Source organism: Aporhodopirellula rubra (assembly GCF_014192335.1).
GTDB classification, from domain to species: domain Bacteria; phylum Planctomycetota; class Planctomycetia; order Pirellulales; family Pirellulaceae; genus Rhodopirellula; species Rhodopirellula rubra.
This window is the reverse complement of sequence record NZ_JACHXU010000031.1, coordinates 1-20,662: the sequence shown is the minus strand read 5'-3', so window position 1 is coordinate 20,662 and position 20,662 is coordinate 1. Positions and strand designations below refer to the sequence as shown.

At 57.2% G+C, this 20,662-nt stretch carries 11 protein-coding genes and 1 pseudogene; 10 read left to right on the top strand and 2 right to left on the bottom strand.

The genetic code is table 11. From position 1 onward, the window contains the following. Positions 1–134 precede the first annotated feature (134 nt). Entirely contained in the window at positions 135–1,970 is a 1,836-nt protein-coding gene (locus FHS27_RS27550) for a TIGR03960 family B12-binding radical SAM protein (protein ID WP_009104398.1), read from the bottom strand. A 266-nt stretch (positions 1,971–2,236) separates the two neighbouring features. On the opposite strand from FHS27_RS27550, the gene nirD reads away from it, so the two are divergent. The 8 genes from nirD to FHS27_RS27510 all read left to right on the top strand — a co-directional run bounded on the left by nirD (position 2,237) and on the right by FHS27_RS27510 (position 16,347). Further along, on the top strand, positions 2,237–2,572 hold the full coding sequence (gene nirD, locus FHS27_RS27545; RefSeq protein ID WP_184309119.1) for a nitrite reductase small subunit NirD: 336 nt from the start codon (positions 2,237–2,239) through the stop codon (positions 2,570–2,572). Between the two features lie 300 nt (positions 2,573–2,872). Then, positions 2,873–3,988 carry an AAA family ATPase gene (locus tag FHS27_RS27540; protein ID WP_009104402.1) on the top strand — a complete coding sequence of 372 codons (1,116 nt, stop codon included), beginning with the start codon at positions 2,873–2,875 and terminating at the stop codon, positions 3,986–3,988. Then, positions 3,978–4,844, top strand: coding sequence for a DUF58 domain-containing protein (locus tag FHS27_RS27535; RefSeq protein WP_184309197.1), 867 nt, complete (start codon positions 3,978–3,980; stop codon positions 4,842–4,844). The genes FHS27_RS27540 and FHS27_RS27535 overlap by 11 nt, the downstream gene beginning before the upstream one ends. A gap of 170 nt (positions 4,845–5,014) precedes the next feature. Continuing rightward, on the top strand, positions 5,015–7,681 hold the full coding sequence (locus tag FHS27_RS27530; protein WP_184309117.1) for a BatA domain-containing protein: 2,667 nt from the start codon (positions 5,015–5,017) through the stop codon (positions 7,679–7,681). Continuing rightward, complete coding sequence (locus FHS27_RS27525) at positions 7,678–10,536, top strand: VWA domain-containing protein (protein ID WP_184309115.1); 2,859 nt, start codon at positions 7,678–7,680, stop codon at positions 10,534–10,536. The genes FHS27_RS27530 and FHS27_RS27525 overlap by 4 nt, the downstream gene beginning before the upstream one ends. An 84-nt stretch (positions 10,537–10,620) precedes the next feature. Beyond that, a complete protein-coding gene (locus FHS27_RS27520; protein WP_184309113.1) occupies positions 10,621–13,155 on the top strand; it encodes a polyketide synthase in 2,535 nt (844 codons plus the stop codon). A gap of 29 nt (positions 13,156–13,184) precedes the next feature. Next, positions 13,185–15,008, top strand: a complete 1,824-nt coding sequence (locus FHS27_RS27515; RefSeq protein WP_184309111.1) for a hypothetical protein — start codon at positions 13,185–13,187, stop codon at positions 15,006–15,008. Positions 15,009–15,033: 25 nt separating this feature from the next. Beyond that, positions 15,034–16,347, top strand: coding sequence for a hypothetical protein (locus tag FHS27_RS27510; RefSeq protein ID WP_184309109.1), 1,314 nt, complete (start codon positions 15,034–15,036; stop codon positions 16,345–16,347). Between the two features lie 470 nt (positions 16,348–16,817). Here the strand turns inward: FHS27_RS27510 and FHS27_RS27505 are convergent, their stop codons facing one another. Beyond that, a complete protein-coding gene (locus tag FHS27_RS27505; RefSeq protein ID WP_184309107.1) occupies positions 16,818–17,939 on the bottom strand; it encodes a DUF1559 domain-containing protein in 1,122 nt (373 codons plus the stop codon). 676 nt (positions 17,940–18,615) lie between these two features. Between FHS27_RS27505 and FHS27_RS27500 the strand changes: the two genes are divergently transcribed. After that, on the top strand, positions 18,616–20,172 hold the full coding sequence (locus FHS27_RS27500) for an SGNH/GDSL hydrolase family protein (protein ID WP_184309106.1): 1,557 nt from the start codon (positions 18,616–18,618) through the stop codon (positions 20,170–20,172). 125 nt (positions 20,173–20,297) lie between these two features. Further along, positions 20,298–20,662: pseudogene (locus FHS27_RS31265) on the top strand (hypothetical protein); the annotation flags it as partial.

Below are 20,662 nucleotides of genomic sequence, written 5' to 3'. Positions count from 1 at the left end.
ACCATCACCAATCACCAATCACCAATCACCAATCACCAATCACCAATCACCAATCACCAATCACCAATCACCAATCACCACAGACACGGGCTACTGAGGCACTTACCCGGGCAGGCACAAACGACGCCTGCCTACTAAATCGCGGCGGCCATGTCGGCGAGTTGGATTGTGGCTCGTGTTTGTTCTTTCTCGAGATACGTGCGGCCGAACTTCACGTTGACGTGGTCCCAGGGGAGTTTGTCCATCAGCTCGTATTTGTCGTGCAACAAATTTTGCACGTCCAATCCGGCGTCCTCGATCGCGGTCCACCATCTCTCAGGGTCGAGGTGCTCGGTCCAGCCGTCCATTCTCGCCCCGCGCTCCCACGCCAGTCGGATGGCTTTGCCGGTTCGGCGATCGCCACGACTAAGCACACCCTCGAGCAGACTCGTTTCGATATCGTGACACTTGATGTTCACGCTGCGAATCGTCCGGCGGCTGTAAAGATATTTGTGTGCCCATGCGAAATACTCGCGCGACTGCATCCCGTTCCACTGATACGGCGTATGCGCCTTGGGCACGAAATTCGAAACGCTCGCGGTCACTCGTGCGTTTCGGCCATTCACCTCTTTGCCAACCGTTGCGATCGCTTCGGCCAGATCCACGATACCGTCGAGATCGACCTGACGCTCGCCAGGCAGACCGCACATGAAGTACAGCTTGACGCTCTCGAATCCGTTCTGGAACGCGGCGCGGCAACCTTCGATCAAATCGCTGTTCTTAATCTTCTTACGGATCTGCTCACGCATGTCATCGCGGGCGACTTCCGGTGCGAGCGTAAGCGATCGACGGCGATCACTGCCGATCAATTCGGGAAGACTTCGCAACTGATCGTTCACCCGCAAACTCGGCACCGTGATGTTCACACCGAGCGGACGGAAGACTTCGTGCAGACGCCGGATCAGCGGTTCGAAGTGCGGGTAATCACTGCTCGACAGCGACAGAACGCTGATTTCGTTGTAGCCCGTGTTGCGATAACTCTCCAATGCCGCATCCACAATCGTGTCGACTTCACGAATACGCAGCGGTCGTTTGATCACCGTACTTTGACAGAACCGGCAAAGGTGCGGGCAACCCCGCATGATTTCGATCGCGATCCGGTCGTGAACACATTTCACATAAGGAACGATCGGCGCGGTCGGCAACGGGATGCCATCGAGATCCGAGATCACGCTCGGGGCGATCGTTTCAGGAACGTCGTCGCGGTTACGAGGATTCGCCGACACTCGCCCGTCAACGTACTCGGGTGTGTAAAAACGGGGAACGTAAGCGAACTCAAACTCGGCGGCGATTTTCGCAAGAGCATCTTCTCGCTCGCGACGGCCCGCTTCACCTGGCGTGTAACTGCCGTCGGGCAATCGAGCTTCCTGACGGAGTTTCAACCACGCGTCGCAGATCACCGGCAACGCGGGCTCCCCGTCACCGGTCACCATCACGTCAAAATAATCCGCCATCGGCTCGGGGTTCTGACAACACGGCCCGCCGGCGAGCAACAACGGATCGGCCATCGTGCGATCCTCGGCTTCGAGCGGAATGCCGCCGAGATCGATCATCGTCAAAACGTTCGGCGAACTGATTTCATACTGCAACGACAACCCGACGACATCGAATTCACTCAGCGGCGTGAACGTTTCGAGCGTATAGAGAGGCAGATCGTATTCGCGAAGTTTCGCTTCCATGTCCGGCCACGGCGTGAAAACCCGCTCTGCACACCAATCGTCTCGGCGATTGATCAACGAGTACAGTACTTGCAATCCATGGTGGCTCATTCCGATCGTGTAAGCGTCGGGAAATCCGATCGCCAGCCGCCCGGTGACTTCGTCGTGATTTTTGACAACGATGTTGCGTTCACCACCTACATACTGTGCCGGCATCTGAACATACGGCAAAACGACCGATTCGAGCCTGCGTTTGAGAGTGTGGTTGATCATGGCAATCCGTTATATGTAACTAGAGTAAGAACAGCGTGGTAAACCGCAGGTCGCCGGACAGACGCAACTAGGATAAGGTTTAACCCCGTGACAAACCACCGCATCCGGCACGCCGTTTCCACACCACCATCGCCGGGCTCGTCAACGTTCAGGCACCACCCACGCAACCCACCCCACGAAACACAGCCGACCTCCCCCGAAGCCTGACGACTCCGGCGATACCGATAATCACGATCACCCACAAACCTCCCCCAAACGAATCCATCATGAGCGAATACGAGAACGTCGGGAAAGTCACCGAATTCGAAGACAACGTCGGCCGAGCGTTCTCGATCAAAGATCGGATGGTGGCCGTGTTTCGAAAAGGAGACCAGTGGTACGCGATCGACGACATGTGCCCCCATATGGGAGCCTCGCTCGCCGAAGGTTACGTCGAAGGAAACTCGGTCTCATGCCCATGGCATGCGTGGCGGTTTTGCATCGTCGACGGAACTTGGGAAGACAACCCGCGAACGAAAGTCGATTGCTTTGACGTGAAAGTCGAGAACGACGAAGTTTGGGTGCGGGCGAAACCGACGTCCGATTCGACCAGCGAAGCGTAACCGGTTCACACCCACCGCGATGGCCCCGAGCCCGAACGCTCCCACGAGCAAGTCACTCTCGCCATTTCGCTCCAACCCACCCCGTTTCAACCGGCCCCAACTACGCTCAACCGAGACAGATCATGAACTCTTTCGGACGCACACGCGTCTGAATCGGGATTGGGGTTTGTTTTCTAGCACTAGCACGCGACGCAGGGCGTGTGATTACCAAATCCGGGTCCCCCTGGCATCACAAAGCTTCCGTGCGCGTTAAACTGCGTCATCTCTTTTTCTGAAAACGTCCTCTTTGAGACCGTCTGAATGAATCAACCCGAGCACTCTGATCACGCTCAGGAAACCGGCAACGGCCAACCCGGTGGCACCGGATCGCCTGTCGACGCCCCCGTCAGTGAGGCCGACGCCGGCCTTCTGCATGCCGCCCGCGAGCGGGTTTTGGCGGAACTCGGCAAAATCATCGTCGGCCAAGAACACGTGATCGACGAAATTTTGATCTGCCTGTTCAGCCGCGGCCACGTTCTGCTCGAGGGCGTCCCGGGTCTCGCCAAGACGCTGATGATCAGCACGCTGGCGAAGACGCTCGACCTTTCGTTCAGCCGGATCCAATTCACGCCCGACTTGATGCCCGCCGACGTGACGGGGACAGAAATCATCGAAGAGGACCGGGCGTCAGGACACCGCGAACTCAGGTTCATGCCCGGACCGCTGTTTGCCAACATCGTTTTGGCCGACGAAATCAACCGGACGCCTCCCAAGACGCAGGCCTCGCTGCTCGAAGCGATGCAGGAACGTCAGGTCACCGCGGGGCGCGAACGCCACGTGCTCGACGATCCGTTCTTTGTGCTCGCCACCCAAAACCCGATCGAGCAAGAAGGCACCTACCCGCTGCCGGAAGCTCAACAAGACCGGTTCATGTTCAAGATTTTCGTCGACTACCCGAGTTTCGATGAGGAATTCGAAGTCGCACGTCGCACCACGGGAACCGTGTCGGGTACCGCCGAACCGGTCCTCACCGGCGAGGAAATCCTTCGGCTGCAACATCTCGTTCGCCAAGTCCCCGTCAGCGATCACGTGATCCGTTACGCGTTGTCGTTAGTGCGACAAACGCGAGTCGGTGGTGAAGGCGTGCCGGATTTCGTCGACGATTTGGTCGGATGGGGTGCCGGCCCACGGGCGGTTCAGTTCATGATTCTCGGTGGCAAGGCGCGTGCGTTGCTGCAGGGTCGACATCATGTTCAGGTCGAAGACATTCAGGCGCTCGCCCCACCCGTGCTCCGGCATCGGATGGTGGTGAACTTTGCCGCCGAAAGTGAAGGAATCACGAGCGATGACGTGATCGAACGGATCATCGACGCGACCCCAACGACCGAAGACGAATTGTCACGTGATGCCCGATTCCAAAAAATATTTGCGACCTGAGGTCACGGCTCGCATTCGGCGATTGGAACTGACGGCGCGACGTGTCGTCGAAGGGTTCTTGTCGGGGATGCACCGCAGCCCGTACTTCGGCCAATCGATCGAGTTTCTTCAACACCGGCCTTACGTTGCCGGTGATGAATTGCGGCACATCGATTGGAAGGTGTATGCACGCCAGGACCGTTTGACGATCAAGCAATTCGAAGAGGAAACGAACCTTCGCTTGCACCTGCTCGTCGACTGCAGCGGCAGCATGGCGTACGGCGAAAGCGAACGGAACAAATTCCACTACGCGTCGTCAATCGCCGCGTCGCTGGCCTATCTCGCACTTCGTCAAAAAGACGCGGCGGGATTATTCACGTTCGATACCGAGATCCGCGACAGCGTCCCGGCACGCAGCAATCAACATCAACTCAACCGCATGTTGAACGCGCTCGCCTCGTCCACAACGGACGGACAAACGCACTTGCCCAAGGTCACCCGTCAAGTCGCCGCGGCGATCCCGCGGGGCGGTTTGGTGGTGGTCATCTCAGACCTGTTGGGCATCGATTCACTTACCGATGGCCTGCGTTTGCTGCGTTCGCAAGGCCACGACGTCGCGTTGTTTCATGTATTGCATGACGACGAATGGGATTTTGAGTTCACCGGGGCAACCCGATTCGAAGGCTTAGAAGATCCCACCTTCTTGAACTGCAACCCCGCCGCACTGCGTGAGGGATACCTCGAGGCACTCGACGGGTTCATGGAAAATGTTCGCCGCACGTGTGGCCGATTGAAAATTGATACGATGCAAGTCCGCACGTCCGACCCACTCGACGCCGTCCTCGCCAAATTCCTATCCGCACGACAAAGGGGTTAGGAGATTGGAGGAGAAACGTAAACAGGTGGCACGTCGACAGGCAACCGGCCGCATGTAGTCAGTCACCAAATGTAGTCACCCACCAACCGCCCACCTGCTCTCTCGTCCACCAGCCAACCTGTTTCCTGTTTCCTGCCACCTCTTTCCCCCACCAACCTTTCAAAACTTCCTTGCTCCTCTACCCTTCCCTCGCCGCCGGATTCCTTTTCATCGGTGTTCCGTTACTGGTTCACTTGATCAATCTGTTGCGCCACCGACGGACTCAGTGGGCGGCCATGGATTTTTTGCTGGCGAGTTATCGGAAACAACGTCGCTGGATCGTGCTGCGGCAATTGCTGCTGTTGCTCACTCGTCTCGCGGTGGCTGCGTTGTTGATCGCGGTTCTCGCGGGACTGATCGGTGGACGCGGGTTGATTGGTGCGATCGGCGGGCAGACCACTCACCACGTGATCGTCCTCGACGACAGCTACTCGATGCGTCAACGCGTCATGGGCAACAGCGGCTCCGGCGCAGCAGGTGGTGAACCCAAAATCGACGCCAGCCGCGACTCAACGGCCTACGACCGAGCTCTGTCGGCGGTCTCGTCGCTCGTTCGCAGCCTCAGCAATGACGAGGGCATCCATCAAATCACGGTGATGCGAGCCAGTCGTGCGACGATGGTCAGTGACTCCAAGTCAGGATCCGCCGATGCCGCCGCGGACCTCGCCGCGCAAACGGTGACCGGCGACGCGCGTCAAATCGAACGACTGATGAGCACGCGAGCCTCGACGTTGCGTACCGATCTCGTCGCCGCGATCGACCTGGCGAGCGACTTGCTCGACGCCAACCCGGCCGATTCTCGACGGCTGTATGTGGTCAGCGATTTCTCTCGGCGAGATTGGCAATCGCCACGACGGATGGCCGTTTCGCTGGAAAAAGCCAAGAAAAGCGGCGCCGACATCCGTATGATCGACTGCGTCGCCAGCGGCGGAACATCGAGCCCTCGCAACCTCGCCATCACCGACTTGGCGCCCGAGCCGGATGTGTGGGTCGCGGGAGTCCCGGTGATGATGAACGTCACGGTCAAAAACTTCTCGGATACCGAAGTCCGAAACGTGGCCCTGACCGCGGCGGTGATCACGTACGGTGACGATGTCAAAATTGCGGACCCGACATCGACGCTCAGCGGTTCGGTTCAAAGCCTACCGGCGATCATGATCGAATCGATCCCCGCCGGACAGCAATTGACCAAATCGTTTCAAGTTTACATCGACAAACAGGGCACTCACGTCGTCCGCGTTGGATTACCCGACGACTCGTTAGCGATCGATAACACGCGTGTCTGCACCATCCCGCTCGCAGATGCCCAGCGTGTTCTGATCATTGACGGTGACTCCGATGGATTGGGCAGCTACCACATTTCCTCCGTACTTGATCCGGGCAGCCAAGTCCGCATCGGTGCGATCCCGGAAGTGCGACCGATGTCCATGTTGCGTGACGCCTCGCTCGAGACGCTACAACGGTACCGTGCGATTTACCTGATCGACGTCCCGCAAATCAGCGAACGGGCCGCCGACACGCTGACCCAGTACGTGCAGGGCGGTGGCGGCTTGGCCTGGTTCCTTGGCCAAAACGTTTCGGCGCAAAACTACAACAGCACACTCGCGGCCGCGAAACGGAATCTTCTGCCATACCAACTCGATCGCGTCGTGACCGCTGAAACCGTGTTCGGATCGTCGGGCACTGATTTCTCGGGCGACGATTCCTCTACCAATGAGGATCCGAGCCAAAAGAACCGCAAAAACGCCCTCGTCTTCGGTAAAGACTCTGAATTGCTGGGACCGATCGCGAGAGCCGGCAACGGTGTCTTCGGTTTAGTGAACCTGCAAAGCGTTTGGGCACCCGCCCCGCCGCTGCTCGAGGAAATACCCGCCATTGCACCGGAGACGGACGAGCCCTCGGACGCCGATCCTGAATCGCGGGCGGAACCTAGCCTCGCGGCGATTGATGATCCTCTCGATGTCCGCGTGTTGCTCGAACGTGGTGACGGCATTCCTGTCGCCGTACGGCATGCTCTCGGCCGAGGCCGCGTCGTGACGGTCAACACAGGACTGGACGGGACGTGGAACAATTGGCCCGGCGACCCGACCTTCGTCGTGTTCCTTTTGCAAGCCAACGCGATGCTGTTCAGTGGTGCGGCGCCGCCGACGTCACGCCTGATCGACGAACCGGCCGAATTGGCGGTGCCCGGCGACAGCTATCTGCCCACGGTCGTGCTGCTGCCGCCTGCCGACGAACCACCTCGGATGTCGATCGAAATCGAAGCCGATGACCAATCGCCTACCGTGGTTTTGTCACCAATTGAAATGGTGGTTGCCGACCAAGCCGGCTTTGACGATTTTCTAATGCCGGGTGTTGCGGAGTGGCAACGAACCGGCACAGACGGACAAACAAGCGTCCTTCCCGTCGCCTCGGTACTGCGAGTCGGCGAGAGCGATCTGGCTCAGGTTTCTCACGCCGAGGTGTTACGAGACCTGCCGGGCATGGGCATCGAGTTCATGGCGTCGGGAACATGGGAGAACGACGGCAATATCGGCGGAATGTCAACTTTCTTACTGATCCTTCTAGCGTTGTTGGCAATCCTGCTGGCGGTCGAACAAGCACTCGCCGCATGGGCGTCCTATCATGTCAAACCGAACAAATCGGAACGAGCCCGTCCCCACACATCGGGATTCGGAAACGCCCGTGGAGCTCACGAATCGGCGATCGAAACTCGCCCTCGTTCCCGCTCTCGCTCGCGACGCTCTGGCGCCGTCGGATCGGTTGAATCCAGCGACACGACGGAGGTGAAGCGATGATCGTTTACGAATTTGCACGAACCGCATCGATCGACGGATGGTGGATTTGGGCTTCGTTGCTCATCGGAATCATCGGGGCGTTGGCCGTTTGTGCGTTCTACTATCAACGCGACGCCGCGGAATTGCCGCGTCCGGTACGGTGGACACTCATCGGGCTTCGATTGACCGCCATCTTGGCCATCGTGTTCCTGTTCTTCGATCTCGTTCGGCGGACCGAGCGAAGGATCACGCGACCGAGCGAAGTGGTCGTCTTGGTCGACACGAGCCAATCGATGTCGCTGCCATCAAGCGGTGCGATGGACTCTCCGTCGCGAACACAACTCGCCCTCGATCTCCTGCAACAATCCAAACTCGTCGACACGTTCGACGACGAACATCGAACGAGCGTCTACGCGATCGGCGGCCCCGGCGGCCCCACGTTGATCTCGACATCGGCACCGGAGAACGACGACGGTGAGTCGGGCGACGACGATACAAATGACTTGGCCGCGACCGAAAGCTCTCTCGCGAACTCCACCGACGAGAACCCGACCAGTCCGTTCGCACTGTTCGGTTTATTTTGCTTGTCGGTCTTCGCCATCGCTGCCCTGTTGTCGCTGATCGTCGGCGGCGCCGCATCGCTGCGACCCGCAAAGTCCGACGAAAACGGCACAACGAACGCAAACGCGTCCACGCGACGCGGCGAAACAATCGGCTGGATGCTGCTAGTCGCCGCGATCACGATGGTGACAGGCATCATTTCGCTGGGCTCGGTCTACATGGTCCACACCGACCAATCGTTCTCGTCTATCGTCGGATTGGGTGACACGTCGGAATCAAATGCAGACGACTCGAGAGATGAACCGGGATCGCAATCTGAGTCGAGCGACACGAACGCTCCTGAACCGGTTTCGATCGATTGGGAAACCGCACTCGCGGCCAGTCAAGCACAAAGCCCGATCGGCGACGCATTGCGTTCGATCCTTGTCGATCATGATTCGACGACTCTCGCCGGAGTCGTCTTAGTCACCGACGGACAGAACAACGGCGGGACGCCACTGTCGTCCGCACTCGCGATGGCACGCCGTGACGAAGTCTCTCTGTATCCCGTCGGATTGGGCAGCAGCAAACCGCCGACCAATGTTCGCGTTGTCGACCTGGAAGCACCACGCCGAGTTTATCCGGGAGACAAGTTCGTCGTTTCAGCGGTCCTGCAAGCCACCGGTGAATCGGCAATGGACGTGGACGTTGAGCTCATCGACGCCCTGGACAATTCCGCCGAAGAAGGCGTCGCCGCCGCCTCCGACGACGAAACGTCGACGCGTCTGCCGGGTGGACAAGTTCTCGAAAGTCAACGCGTGCGGCTCGAACCAGACGCAACTTTGACGGGGATCCGATTTGAGATCGAACCGCAAACGGTCGGACGGCGGCGCCTGGGCGTTCGCATCGTCGCGCCACCGGAGGATCGCAATCGTGTCGACGACATGCAAACGGCTCGATACGAAGTCGTCGCTCGGAAACTGAAAGTGCTGGCGATCGCGGGCGGCCCCACTCGCGAATATCGTTTCGTACGAAACCTGCTGTTCCGAGACGATTCGGTTCAACTCGACGTGTGGTTGCAGACCGGGCGTTCGGGGATCAGCCAAGACGCGGACGAATTGCTGACGAAATTCCCTGAGACCGCGGAAGACCTTTTCGACTACGACGCGATTCTGATGTTTGACCCTGATTGGTCGGCAATCGATTCCGCGTCGCTCGATCTGATCGATCGCTTCCTGACGCAGCAAGCTGGCGGTTTGGTGCTGGTCGCCGGACCGGTCTACCATCCCAAGATCACTTCGAAGCGCGGTGACGCTCGGTCGAGCCAAATCAACGGATTCTTTCCGGTGAACTTGGCCACCCGTGGCCCTCTGTTGGGCGGTGGTCGACAAGGCGGACGCAACGCTTGGCCGTTGGAATTCACCCCAGAAGCCGCGAGTGCGGAATTCCTATGGGTCGCCGGAACCGCCGAACAGAGCTTCGAAATTTGGCAGGACGTCGGTAACGTCTACGACTATGTCGGCGTAAAAAGCGCGAAACCGGGTGCCAAAGTCTACGCGTACTTCTCGGACCCGACGACGGAAGTCAGCGGTAGTTTGCCGATCTTCTTGGCGAGCCAGTTTTATGGCGCGGGACGAGTTTATTTCCAAGGTAGCGGCGAGATGTGGCGATTGCGTGCGGCCGGTGATCAATACTTCGATAACTATTACACGAAACTGGTTCGATGGGTCAGCGAAGGACGACTGCTGCGGGACAGCAACCGGGGCGTGCTGCTCGTTGATGCGACCCGGGCAATGGTCGGACAAACCGTGACCCTTCGAGCGGTGTTGGTTGATGACCAATTCCAACCGCTCAACGAACCTTTCGTGACCGCCAAACTGCTATCGCCCGACGGACGCATCAAGGACCTTCGCCTCACACCCGCGGCCGATTCGCCACGGGGCGGGACCTACACGGGTAATTTCGTCGCGACCAAGAGCGGCGGGTACGAAGTTCAGTTGACCGTCGGTGATGCGTTGGACGAACAAATCCTCCGCCAAACGGTTCAAGTCCGTCTGCCGACCAGCGAACTCGAACGTCCCCGTCGGGCCGATGATGAATTGCTGCAATTGGCAACGACGACACGGGGTCAGTATTTACCCGTCAACGATGCCGGTTCGATCGCGAACGTTGTCCAATCGCTCACAACGACGATCCAACCCCAACCGCAAGTCACGGTCTTGGCCGGGACTCCCGATCGCCCATTCGGTGAACGCCGCAACGCGATGCTGATGTGGCTGATCGCGTCGGTCCTGACATTCGAATGGATTACACGCCGACTGCACCGACTCGCATAATGACCAAAACGATCAACTGACGATTGGCGTTTGACCAATCCCGACCATTCCCCGACACCCACGCGTTACCACACCTTCAGTTTCATGCCGCAATCCCCTTCCCAACATTTACCACGCTCGGTCGCGTCGTTGTTATCGCGACTGCGTCATCAAGTGCGTCGGTACATCGTGTGGGATTCGGTGCTGGCCGTTGCGATGGTGTTTCTGGCGGCGTTCTGGATCGCGTTTTTGGTGGACTACTTGCCCGTCCGAATCGGCGGCAGTGAGATGCCACGCTCGGCACGCTGCGTCGTCTTGATCGTCACGATTGTCGTCGCGCTCGTGTTCCTGTGGCGATACCTCGTCTCGCGGATGAATCGAGATCTTCCCGACGATTCTCTGGCACTGCTGATCGAACGTCACCATCCCGAGATCGGCGGACGTCTGGTGACCGCGGTGCAATTGGGTGAAACGCCTCGCAAAGGCGATTCCTACAGCCCCACGTTCATTCAAAAGGTACGCAAAGAGGCGGAGAGCCAAGTCGACCGGGTCGACCTGGACCGCGTTTTTCGCCCCGAACCGATTCGTCATAAATTGACGATCGTGATCCCGTTGGTATTGGCTGCCGTCGTGATGGCAATCGCCAGCCCCCAGACGTTCGGACGTGCCGTCGGTCGCTTGACGTTGTTTTCCGATTCGCCGTGGCCACGTCACGCTCAACTCGAAATGGTCGGCGTCGAAGTTCCTATCATCTCGGCTTCCGACGAAGACGATGGAGCCACGCAGTTGGTCGGGTTCGACGACGGCGTTGTGCGTTTGGCACGTGGCAGCAACGCGTCACTGCGAATCCGCGCCGCCGGAGAAGAGTTCGGCCATCAAATCCCCGACCTTTGCACGGTGTCCTACATTGACGACGAAGGCAACCGCGGCCAAAGCAACTTGCGACGCGTCGGCCGCGTGATTGACGGATACCAATCGTTTGTCCTCGACGGACCTCCGCTGACCTCCCTCGCCGATTCGGTGACCCTGTCGATCCGCGGACTCGACGACCGATTGACCGGATATCGCATCGAAGCGGTCGATCCGCCCGCGATCGCACAGATGCAGATGCAAGTTCGATACCCCGACTACTTGCGGGTCTTCTCAAACGGAGCGGAATTCGATCAACAGCTCGACTATCAGGCCGGCGTGAGAATTCGCGAAGGCAGCTCTCTCACCTTGACGGGAATCGCCAGTTCACCGCTCGGTGCCGTCGACGTCGTCGCATCCGACGCCGGCTCCGGCGCAACGATTGGCAACAGCCCTGACGGACACCAATCCGACTCGGCGTTGTCAGCAGAGATCGCAGAGGATGCGATGAGCTTCACCCTCGCTCTCAATGATGTCCGCGAAGCCACTTCGATCCGAATCGTCCCGCGAGACGCCGATGGCATCTCGGCACAAGCAGCCTATCGATATTTTATCGGCGTGGTTCGTGATGAAGCCCCCGAAACCACGATGCGACTTTCAGGGATCGGTTCCTCAATCACGCCGATCGCAAGACTCCCGATCGAGGCGACGGCGAAAGATGATTATGGAATCGAATCGATGTCGATCGCGATGACCGTCCGTGCTCAACCGCCGGAAAATCGTCTCGCCGCCCCCGCCCAACCTGGCGAGACGGCTTCCGAGGAACAGTCCTATTCCGTCGCCCCTGAACTGGATCGCCAAGGCAATACGTCGCTGACCATCGATTTACGTGACCTTGTCGACGAGTCGGTGTTGAATCCGATCACTCCCGGCGGCACGGTGCTGCTGAACACGTTGGCACAAGACCGCTTCAACCTATCCGGCTCGCACGTCACGCAGGGTGAACTCATTCGGCTGCAAATCGTGACACCGGAAACCTTGCTCGCAACGCTGGAGCGTCGGGAACTCGAATTCCGCTCGCGTCTCGAGCAAGCGATCGACGAAACGCGACGTCTGCGTCAAAGCTTAACCGCGATCGAATCCGAGGCGACTGAACTGCTCGCTCCCGCCACGACCGAGGACTCCGATAATTCGGGTGAATCGGATCAAACGAACGAGTCCACTGGCAATGAAGTTTCTGATTCCACCACATCGGACAACGCCAACAGCACAGACCAGGACACATTCCGCGCTCGGCAACGGATTCAATTGCGTATCCGGCAAGCCGAATTACAGGCGGCAAAAACGACCGACGAGCTCAAGGGAATTGTCGCGGGGCTGGACGATTTGCTGCTCGAAATGATCAACAACCGAATCGATTCCGTCGACCGACGCGAACGACTCGACGAGGGCGTACGTAGTCCCCTGTCAGACGTCGTCGAGGAACCTTTCCCCAATCTCAGACGTCAGATCGTTGAGCTAGAACGAATCCTGATGGGGAGTGAAACTCCCGACGAAGCCGCCACCGACGCGATCGCCGCTGACGTAGAAATGCGTTCGGCCGTCGAAACCGCGGTCGCGACGAACGATGCCATTCTGCTGCAACTTTCCGCCGTGCTCGAAAAAATGCTGGACCTGGAGAGTTTCAATGAGATATTGGATCTGATGCGTGGATTAATCCAAGACCAAGAAAATTTGTTGGAAGAAACCGAGGAAGAACAGAAGAAACGCGTGTTGGATCTGTTCAAATAGTCTCATTCATCCTTTGCACGATCGGTAATATGCACGGACCCTCACCCAAACGGCTATCAATCTTCGGTATCGTTCCGATCTTGATCGTGTTGAGCGTCGGCGGAATGACTTGGTTTGCGAATGCCGCGTCCGGGCAAAGCAATGAGGTCACCGAAGAAACCGATCCGCTCGTCGCTCGGCAAACAAGTGTCGCGTCACGCTACGCACGCCTTGAAGAGCTGTTGCTCCGCTTGGCCGACGTCGAAGCTCGCGAGAACCCCGAACGTGCCTCATTGCTCAAACGGGTCGCCCGACAATCACGCGAACGTTTCGTTCTTGAAAAACTCCGCGGTGCCGGTGATTTAATCGCCAATGGTCAATTATCCGCAGCACTCGACGATCAAAAGTCTGCGACCACGGAACTCGAGGGCTTGCTCAAACTGTTGCTAACCGAAGACCGCAGCTCTCGTATTCGCGATGAAAAGAAACGCATCGGCGAAATCATCAAACAGCTTCGCTTGACCGAACGAAACGAACGCAGCGTTCGAGCACGCACCGAAAATGGCGTCGAACTTGACGAAGTGCTCAAAGAGCAAGAAGAGATTTCGAAGCGAGCCGAACAACTTAACGAAGAACTTCAAGGCGACGACGACTCGGACGACAGCGACAGCGACGAAAACAATAGCGACGAAGAGAAAGATCCAACCGACTCCGGCGAACCATCGGAATCCAAAGATCCGTCCAACTCCGATTCATCCGGAGAATCCAAAGAGTCATCGGAGTCAGGCAAAGAATCCGAATCTGATTCAGAAAGCGATCAAGCTGACTCAGAAAACAAGCCGTCGACCGAAAGCCAACCGAGCGAGAACCAACCACAAGACCAGCAAAGCGAAAGCCAGCCTAGCGAGTCACAACAGAGTGAATCCCAGCCCAGTGAATCCCAACCAAGTGAATCGCAGCCAGGCGAATCGCAACAGGGTGAATCGCAGCAAGGACAGCAGGATCAACAGCCTCAACAACCCAAATCGCCTGAACAGGACGCTCAAGAGCAACTCGAGAAAGCGATCGAGCGGATGAAGCAGGCACAGGACAAACTCGCGAAGAACGAGCGTGAGGGTGCCACCGCGGAACAGCGTCAAGCCGAAGAGGAACTCCGAAAAGCGATCGACAAACTGGAAAAGATCCTTCGTCAATTACGCGAAGAGGAAATTCAGCGTGAACTCGCGAAACTCGAATCACGATTGCGAAAAATGGCGGCGATGCAGTCCGCTGTGCTCGACGACACGTCTCAATTAGCACAAACCCCTCTGTCACAACGTGACCGCTCAACTGATTTGAAGGCCGGCGATTTGGCCTTCGAAGAGCAAAAAATTACGCTCGAAGCTGATCGGGCGATGCTACTTTTAAAGGAAGAAGGCTCAAGTGTCGCGTTTCCCGAAGTAATTTTGCAACTTCGGGAGGACACGAAACGAGTGACCACCCGTTTGGGGCAGAGCAAAATCGATGCTGTCACGCAAGGGATCCAGAGTGACATCCTGGCGGCTCTCGAGGAGATGATTGCGGCCCTTGCGAAGGCTCAACGCGATAATGAAAAGAAGCAGCAACAGCAACAACAGGACGGCGGACCACAGCCAAATCAGGGTTCTGGAGAAGAACCGCTCGTCCAAGCACTTGCTGAGCTAAAATTATTGCGAACGATGCAGAGTCGGATTCAAGGGACGACAGATCGCTACGGCGACTTGCTCGATGTTGATAGTGCCGGTGGCGACAATTCCAACGGTGAAGAAATATTGCCCTTGCTTCGAGACCTTGCGCAAAGACAAGATCGGCTGTACCAAATCACACGTGATCTGGTAACCAAACGCAACCGATGAACCTGACTGTTTGGGAGAATGGTGAATGCGACGCGTGACAGAGACCCGGGCTACGGCCTACCGGCTAGACCGACCGCGACGACAACGTCTCGCGACGATCGGGAAACTTCTCGTCCTCGCCGGACTTTCGACGCCCGCCTTCTCTCAAACGCTCTCTGCTAAATCGCCTTTCCACCAGACATCTTCTCCGTTTGCCGCTGATGCGACTTCTCCCGAAGAACCGCCGGCACAACCCGAATCGCAGATTCCCGAGTCGCTGATCCCGGAACACAAGGCCGAACCGTTCGATCCGACTCAAATGGGCGGAACGCCGAACGCTTCGACCGACGAGGCATTGGAAAAGAACGCTGACTGGCAACCGCTCGACGCCGCCGCGATGTCCGAAATGCTGCGCCGATCACTCGACACGATCGGGGTCTCCCCCGAACAAATCGGCCTTTCGGCTGACCAGTTCTTGACCGATGTCCGGCAACAGGACAGCGAACCATTGACCGCGTGGGTCCGTGCGATCGCACTTCAAGTCGATGCCGTCAACGAAATGATGGCGCGTGGTGATGACCAATTGCTCGAATTGGCAACGCGACTCGACCCCAGCGGCCCGGACTACGCGAGCATCGAATCGATGCCTCCGGAAATGCGTGCTGCCGTGAGGACCTGGATCGGCCGGGAACTCGTTCGAGGCAGGTTCTACGATGAAGCGTTGCCGATTTTCGCGGAGGTCGATCCGTCGATCTCCCCCGATGCCGCGGCTCTGCTGTTTTATCGGGGCGTCTGCTACCACTCGCTCCTCAAAGCAACCGAAGCCCTCGCAGACCTTCGCACTCTGCTGCAGCACAAGGAAGAAATTCCCGTGCGGTATGCGAGAACGGCTGAAATGATGATCGCCGACATCAAACCGCTCAAAGAAGATTCACTCGACGAAATCTCTCGGTTGATGACCGATGTCACCCGTCGCCTCGATCTCGGCCGCGCTGATGAACCAACCCAACAACGCGAACAGGAAATCATCGACAAGCTGACCAAGTTGATTGACAAGATTGAAAAACAACAGCAGCAACAGCAGCAGCAACAACAACAGCAGCAACAACAGCAACAAAGTGGAGAGCAAGGCGGAACTCCCAAAAACGGCCAATCCCGTCCGATGGAAGACAGCCGAATTGCTGGTGCCAACGGTCAAGGTGACGTTGAACGCAAGAACGCCTCCGACAAAAACGGCTGGGGAAACCTCCCACCCGCTGAACGCCAAGAGTCGCTACAACAGATCAGCCGCGACCTGCCCACGCACTACCGCGAAGCCATCGAAGCCTACTTCCGCAAACTAGCGACCCAGCAGCAGTAGCCCCTCCACAAAACGCTGACTTTTCCTAACCTCCTCCCCAATCGGTGCCACCCACCCAACGGCTCGCACCCAACGGCTCGCTTAACGAACTTCCGCTTCTTGTCAGGTAGGCCGCGGTAGCTCAAACCGCCGATTCCATTTGGCGTCATACATCCACCGTCGGGCGACGGTGGCTACATCAAAAATGGAACCATCTTCCCGATCGGTGCCACCCACCTAACAGATCGTTTAACGAACTTCTGGTTCTCGTCTGGTAGGCCGCAGTAGCTCAAACCGCCAATTTCATTCGGCGTGTTACAACCACCGTCGGGCGACGTTTGCCACGTCAAAATGGAAATGCTCAACCGCAGAATGAACGAGCTTCAGTGACGAAACTCGCTCTACTGTGATTGCTGCCGAGAGTAAGCGGCTCGCAATTTGCATCACGAGCAGCTCTGAAAATTCGCAGAAGTAGAAACAAGACGCGATTCTCAATACTCGCCTGGAACTTGCCGATCGTCTCGCAGCATCAGGTTCAGAAAGACGCCTTGGTCAACTGTGTCCGTGAGCGTTCGCGAAGATCCGTCACAGAGGCCAATGTGCACCGAGCCTGCGTGAAAGCTGAACGGTTGACTCTTGTTCGTGTGGTTGATTGAACGATATGTCCCGCACGTATCGATAGTCGCTTCCCACGCGGACATTTTGGTGCAATCAGTCGCGACGTCGGGGATGTTCGGAGTGGTCGTTGAATTCGATTTGCCACTGTTAGAATTGGACGTGTCCGCAAGCAGGTTGTCGCCGTGGTAGGCACGCATTTTCACGCCGTCGCCGCCTCCTGCCCAAGTGAGTCCAGGACCGCCAGTCGCTGCGGCCATTTTGCCTCGAACGAACAACTCTTGCGTACCGATGCACTCGTAATACATCAATGTGTGCGAGAGCCCATCGAGAATACTGGACGCCTTCCCGCCTTTGTTGTTTGGATTGCGGTTACGAGAACCGGATGCCGGAGTCATCGCTGTGCTGAACTGCATTTGAGGCTGGCCGCCTTTGTAGTACAGCGGGTGCCCTTCCGGACGAAGCGCTGGAATCCGCGGAGTGGTGTAGTCAGCAACGCCCATCGATAAGCCGCTGCTATCAATGATGGAACTCGAACCCGTGCGACTCGGGCATTGGAATACCCCCAGTTCTGCGGCAGCAGCTTCGATCAACAGATCCTTGTTGCTCCAGTCCGTCGACAACACACCGTTGTAGCCCCATTTGTACTCCGATTCCGTGGGAACATCGAAATTGGGATGCTTCGCTGCGTTGAACGTATCCCCAAGATCCGGCTGCTCCACGAACGGCAAGATCCGCCACAACGAACCCGTTCGCGAGTACGGATAGTGCTTAAACGTGTGCTCGAACATGGTCATTCCGAGAACGATCTGCTTCACATTGTTTTTACATTGAGTCCGCCGAGCCGCTTCTCGCGCCGCCTGAACGGCTGGGAGCAGCAGGCCGACCAAGACACCAATGATGGCGATCACCACCAAGAGTTCGACCAATGTGAACCCACCTCTTCGACGTACGAGGTAGGAGGAAGTAGGGACCGAGTGAGTGCGCGCATCCATCATGTTCATTAACTTGTACAGGAGACATTGAGAAATCGTTGCCGTTGACAACACGGCGAGACGTCTGGCTGGCTGTACAGAGTTAGCTGGCTCGACTACCTATGCTTTTATTGCGAATGATTCGCAATAGCACCAGGAATCTAAGCAGAGTATCAGGAGCCGTCAACTCACTTACGAATCTTTCCGGGTTTGCTTCGATTTAACGACCACTAAAGCCCTATTCTGCGACCGATCCCCCCAAAAAATGACCGGACATTTCCACCCACCACCCGACCTTATCATCACGACTGGTGCCACCCACCTGACAGCTGCCCGAAGACGGTCCGCAGCGCTCGGCAGGCCGCCTGTTTCCCAGAGCTGCATTCGCCCCGCCGTCGCACATTGAGGTCTGCCAAGTGGGAGGCCCTCGGGGTGCCTGGCGTCGTTGCGTGATCCACAGGTTTTCTCGAGTGAATTGAAAGAAGAAAGACGAAGGGCACCAGCTCGCGTTGGAGGCAACTCGTTCGAAACCAAGGCGGTCTACCGACGCTTTTGTCGTTAGCGGATGGTCCTATTGGGGAACGCCGTTTTTGATGAACCGTTTTGGATCGTGTACTGTAAACGCTTGCCTGCCTTTCCCACGCAATCAATTTCGTCGCCTTTTTTGCGAGCCAACAATCAATCTCACTAGGGCATTTCGTTGAAGCACGAGCCTGATACTGACGACGGTAGTGAACCATTGCATTTTGCTGCCACACAGAGGCAACACTCGAAATGGGCAATGCGGTCGATGGCTATCTTGATCGCCTGCCTGCCGGTCTTACTGTTGGAATTGGGATTGCGAGGCATGGACAATCCCGACCCTCGGGCAATCGATTACGATCCCTATGTTGGGCTGAATCAACTGCGTCCACTGTTTGTTCTGAATGAAGATTCAGGTCGATGGGAGATTCCAGCGGATCGATACAATTTCTTTCGGCCGGAATCTTTCTCAGCGAAAAAAGCACGAGGGACTCGACGTGTATTTGTTTTAGGCGGATCGACCGTTCAAGGCCGACCCTACGCGACGGAAACCGCTTTCTCAACCTGGTTGCGTCTGTCGTTGGAATCCGCCGACCGTGAATTCAGTTACGAAGTCATCAACTGTGGTGGCGCGGCCTATGCCAGTTACCGCGTGGCCAAAATTCTAGAAGAAGTCTTGTTGTACGAGCCCGATGCAATTGTGCTGTACACGGGCCACAATGAATTCCTAGAGGACCGCACCTATGCGCACGTTCGCGAAGCAGGCACTGTGACCCGTTGGGCAACTGCGATCGGATCAAAACTGCACACGGTTCGTTGGGTGCAATCGTTCTTTTCTACGCCCCAGGAACGGACTGAGTTGGTCGCAAATGTTGATACGAAACTGGACCATCCTGGTGGATTGGATAGCTATCAGCGCGACTCAGATTGGCGACGAGGCGTTGAAGAGCATTTTGCTGCTACGCTGGAGCACATCGTTCAACGAACGCAAAAGAGCGGTATACCACTGATCATGTGCGTTCCCGCGTCGGACCTGGTCAACACGCCGCCCTTCAAAACACAAACACGAACGGACTGGACAGACGGTGAGGAGAGTCGCTTTCGGTCGTCTTGGTCGATTGCTTGTGATTTGGATTTAGCCCCATCGCAACGCATTGACGCTTTTCGAGAATGCTTGCGAATTGACCGAGCACATGCAGGGGCAAACTACGCCCTGGGACGGCTTCTCTATGACCACGGAGACAGTGATCAGGCGCGTCCGCATCTGATCGCGGCTCGTGATCAAGATGTTTGTCCACTGCGAGCACCGAGCGTGATCATTCGGGCGACTAGGGACATTGCCAATCGGCACAGTGTCCCACTGATTGACACGCCAAGTTTGCTGGACGATCGGAATTTTCGTGGCGACCTGATTGCCGACCAAGTTCCTGACCCGAGTCGGTTCGTTGATCATGTACACCCGAGTATTGCGGGGCATCAAATTATCGCGGGGGCCTTGGCACAAGAGTTTCAGAAGCTTGGTTGGGTCGAGTTGACCGGAGAGAGCATGCTGCTTTACGGAAACGCCACTAGAGAGCACCTGAGTGAACTGGGGCATGAATACTTTGTTCGTGGGAAACAGCGTTTGGAAGGGTTGCGATTATGGACCATGGGGCGGGCTGGACAACTTGCGACGGAAATCGCTGAAGACCAACCCAACGTGCAGGGCCCCCAGCGCAAACCCGCGACAGATTGACTGATCACGCGGTCTCGAACAAAAAGGCCGCCATCTCCCAGTTGGTGCCACCCACCTTACAGTTGACCCGAGGCGGGTGATCGGTACACTTGGACAGCATCACTTCTCCTTTCGCGAGCCTGAAAATGCCGAGACCTAACCGAGAAGAACAGTTTCACACGAGTGAGATCTGTATTGTCCATGCTGTGCAGAGATGCGTACGGCGTGCGTTTCTCGCGGGTGTCGATGCTGCGACCGGGAAGGACTACTCATTTAGAAAAGAGTGGATTCGGCGCAGAATGGAGGCCCTTGCTTCCGTTTTCGGAATCGACGTGCTCTCGTATGCCATCATGAGCAACCACTTACACGTGATCTTGCGCAATCGACCTGACGTGGTCGCCAATTGGAGTGACGCTGAGGTTGCCATCCGATGGCTGCGAGTGTTTCCTGGACGGCGGATGGAAGAGCACCTTGCGGAACCGACCGAGCATGAAGTCAAAGTCTTGGCGGC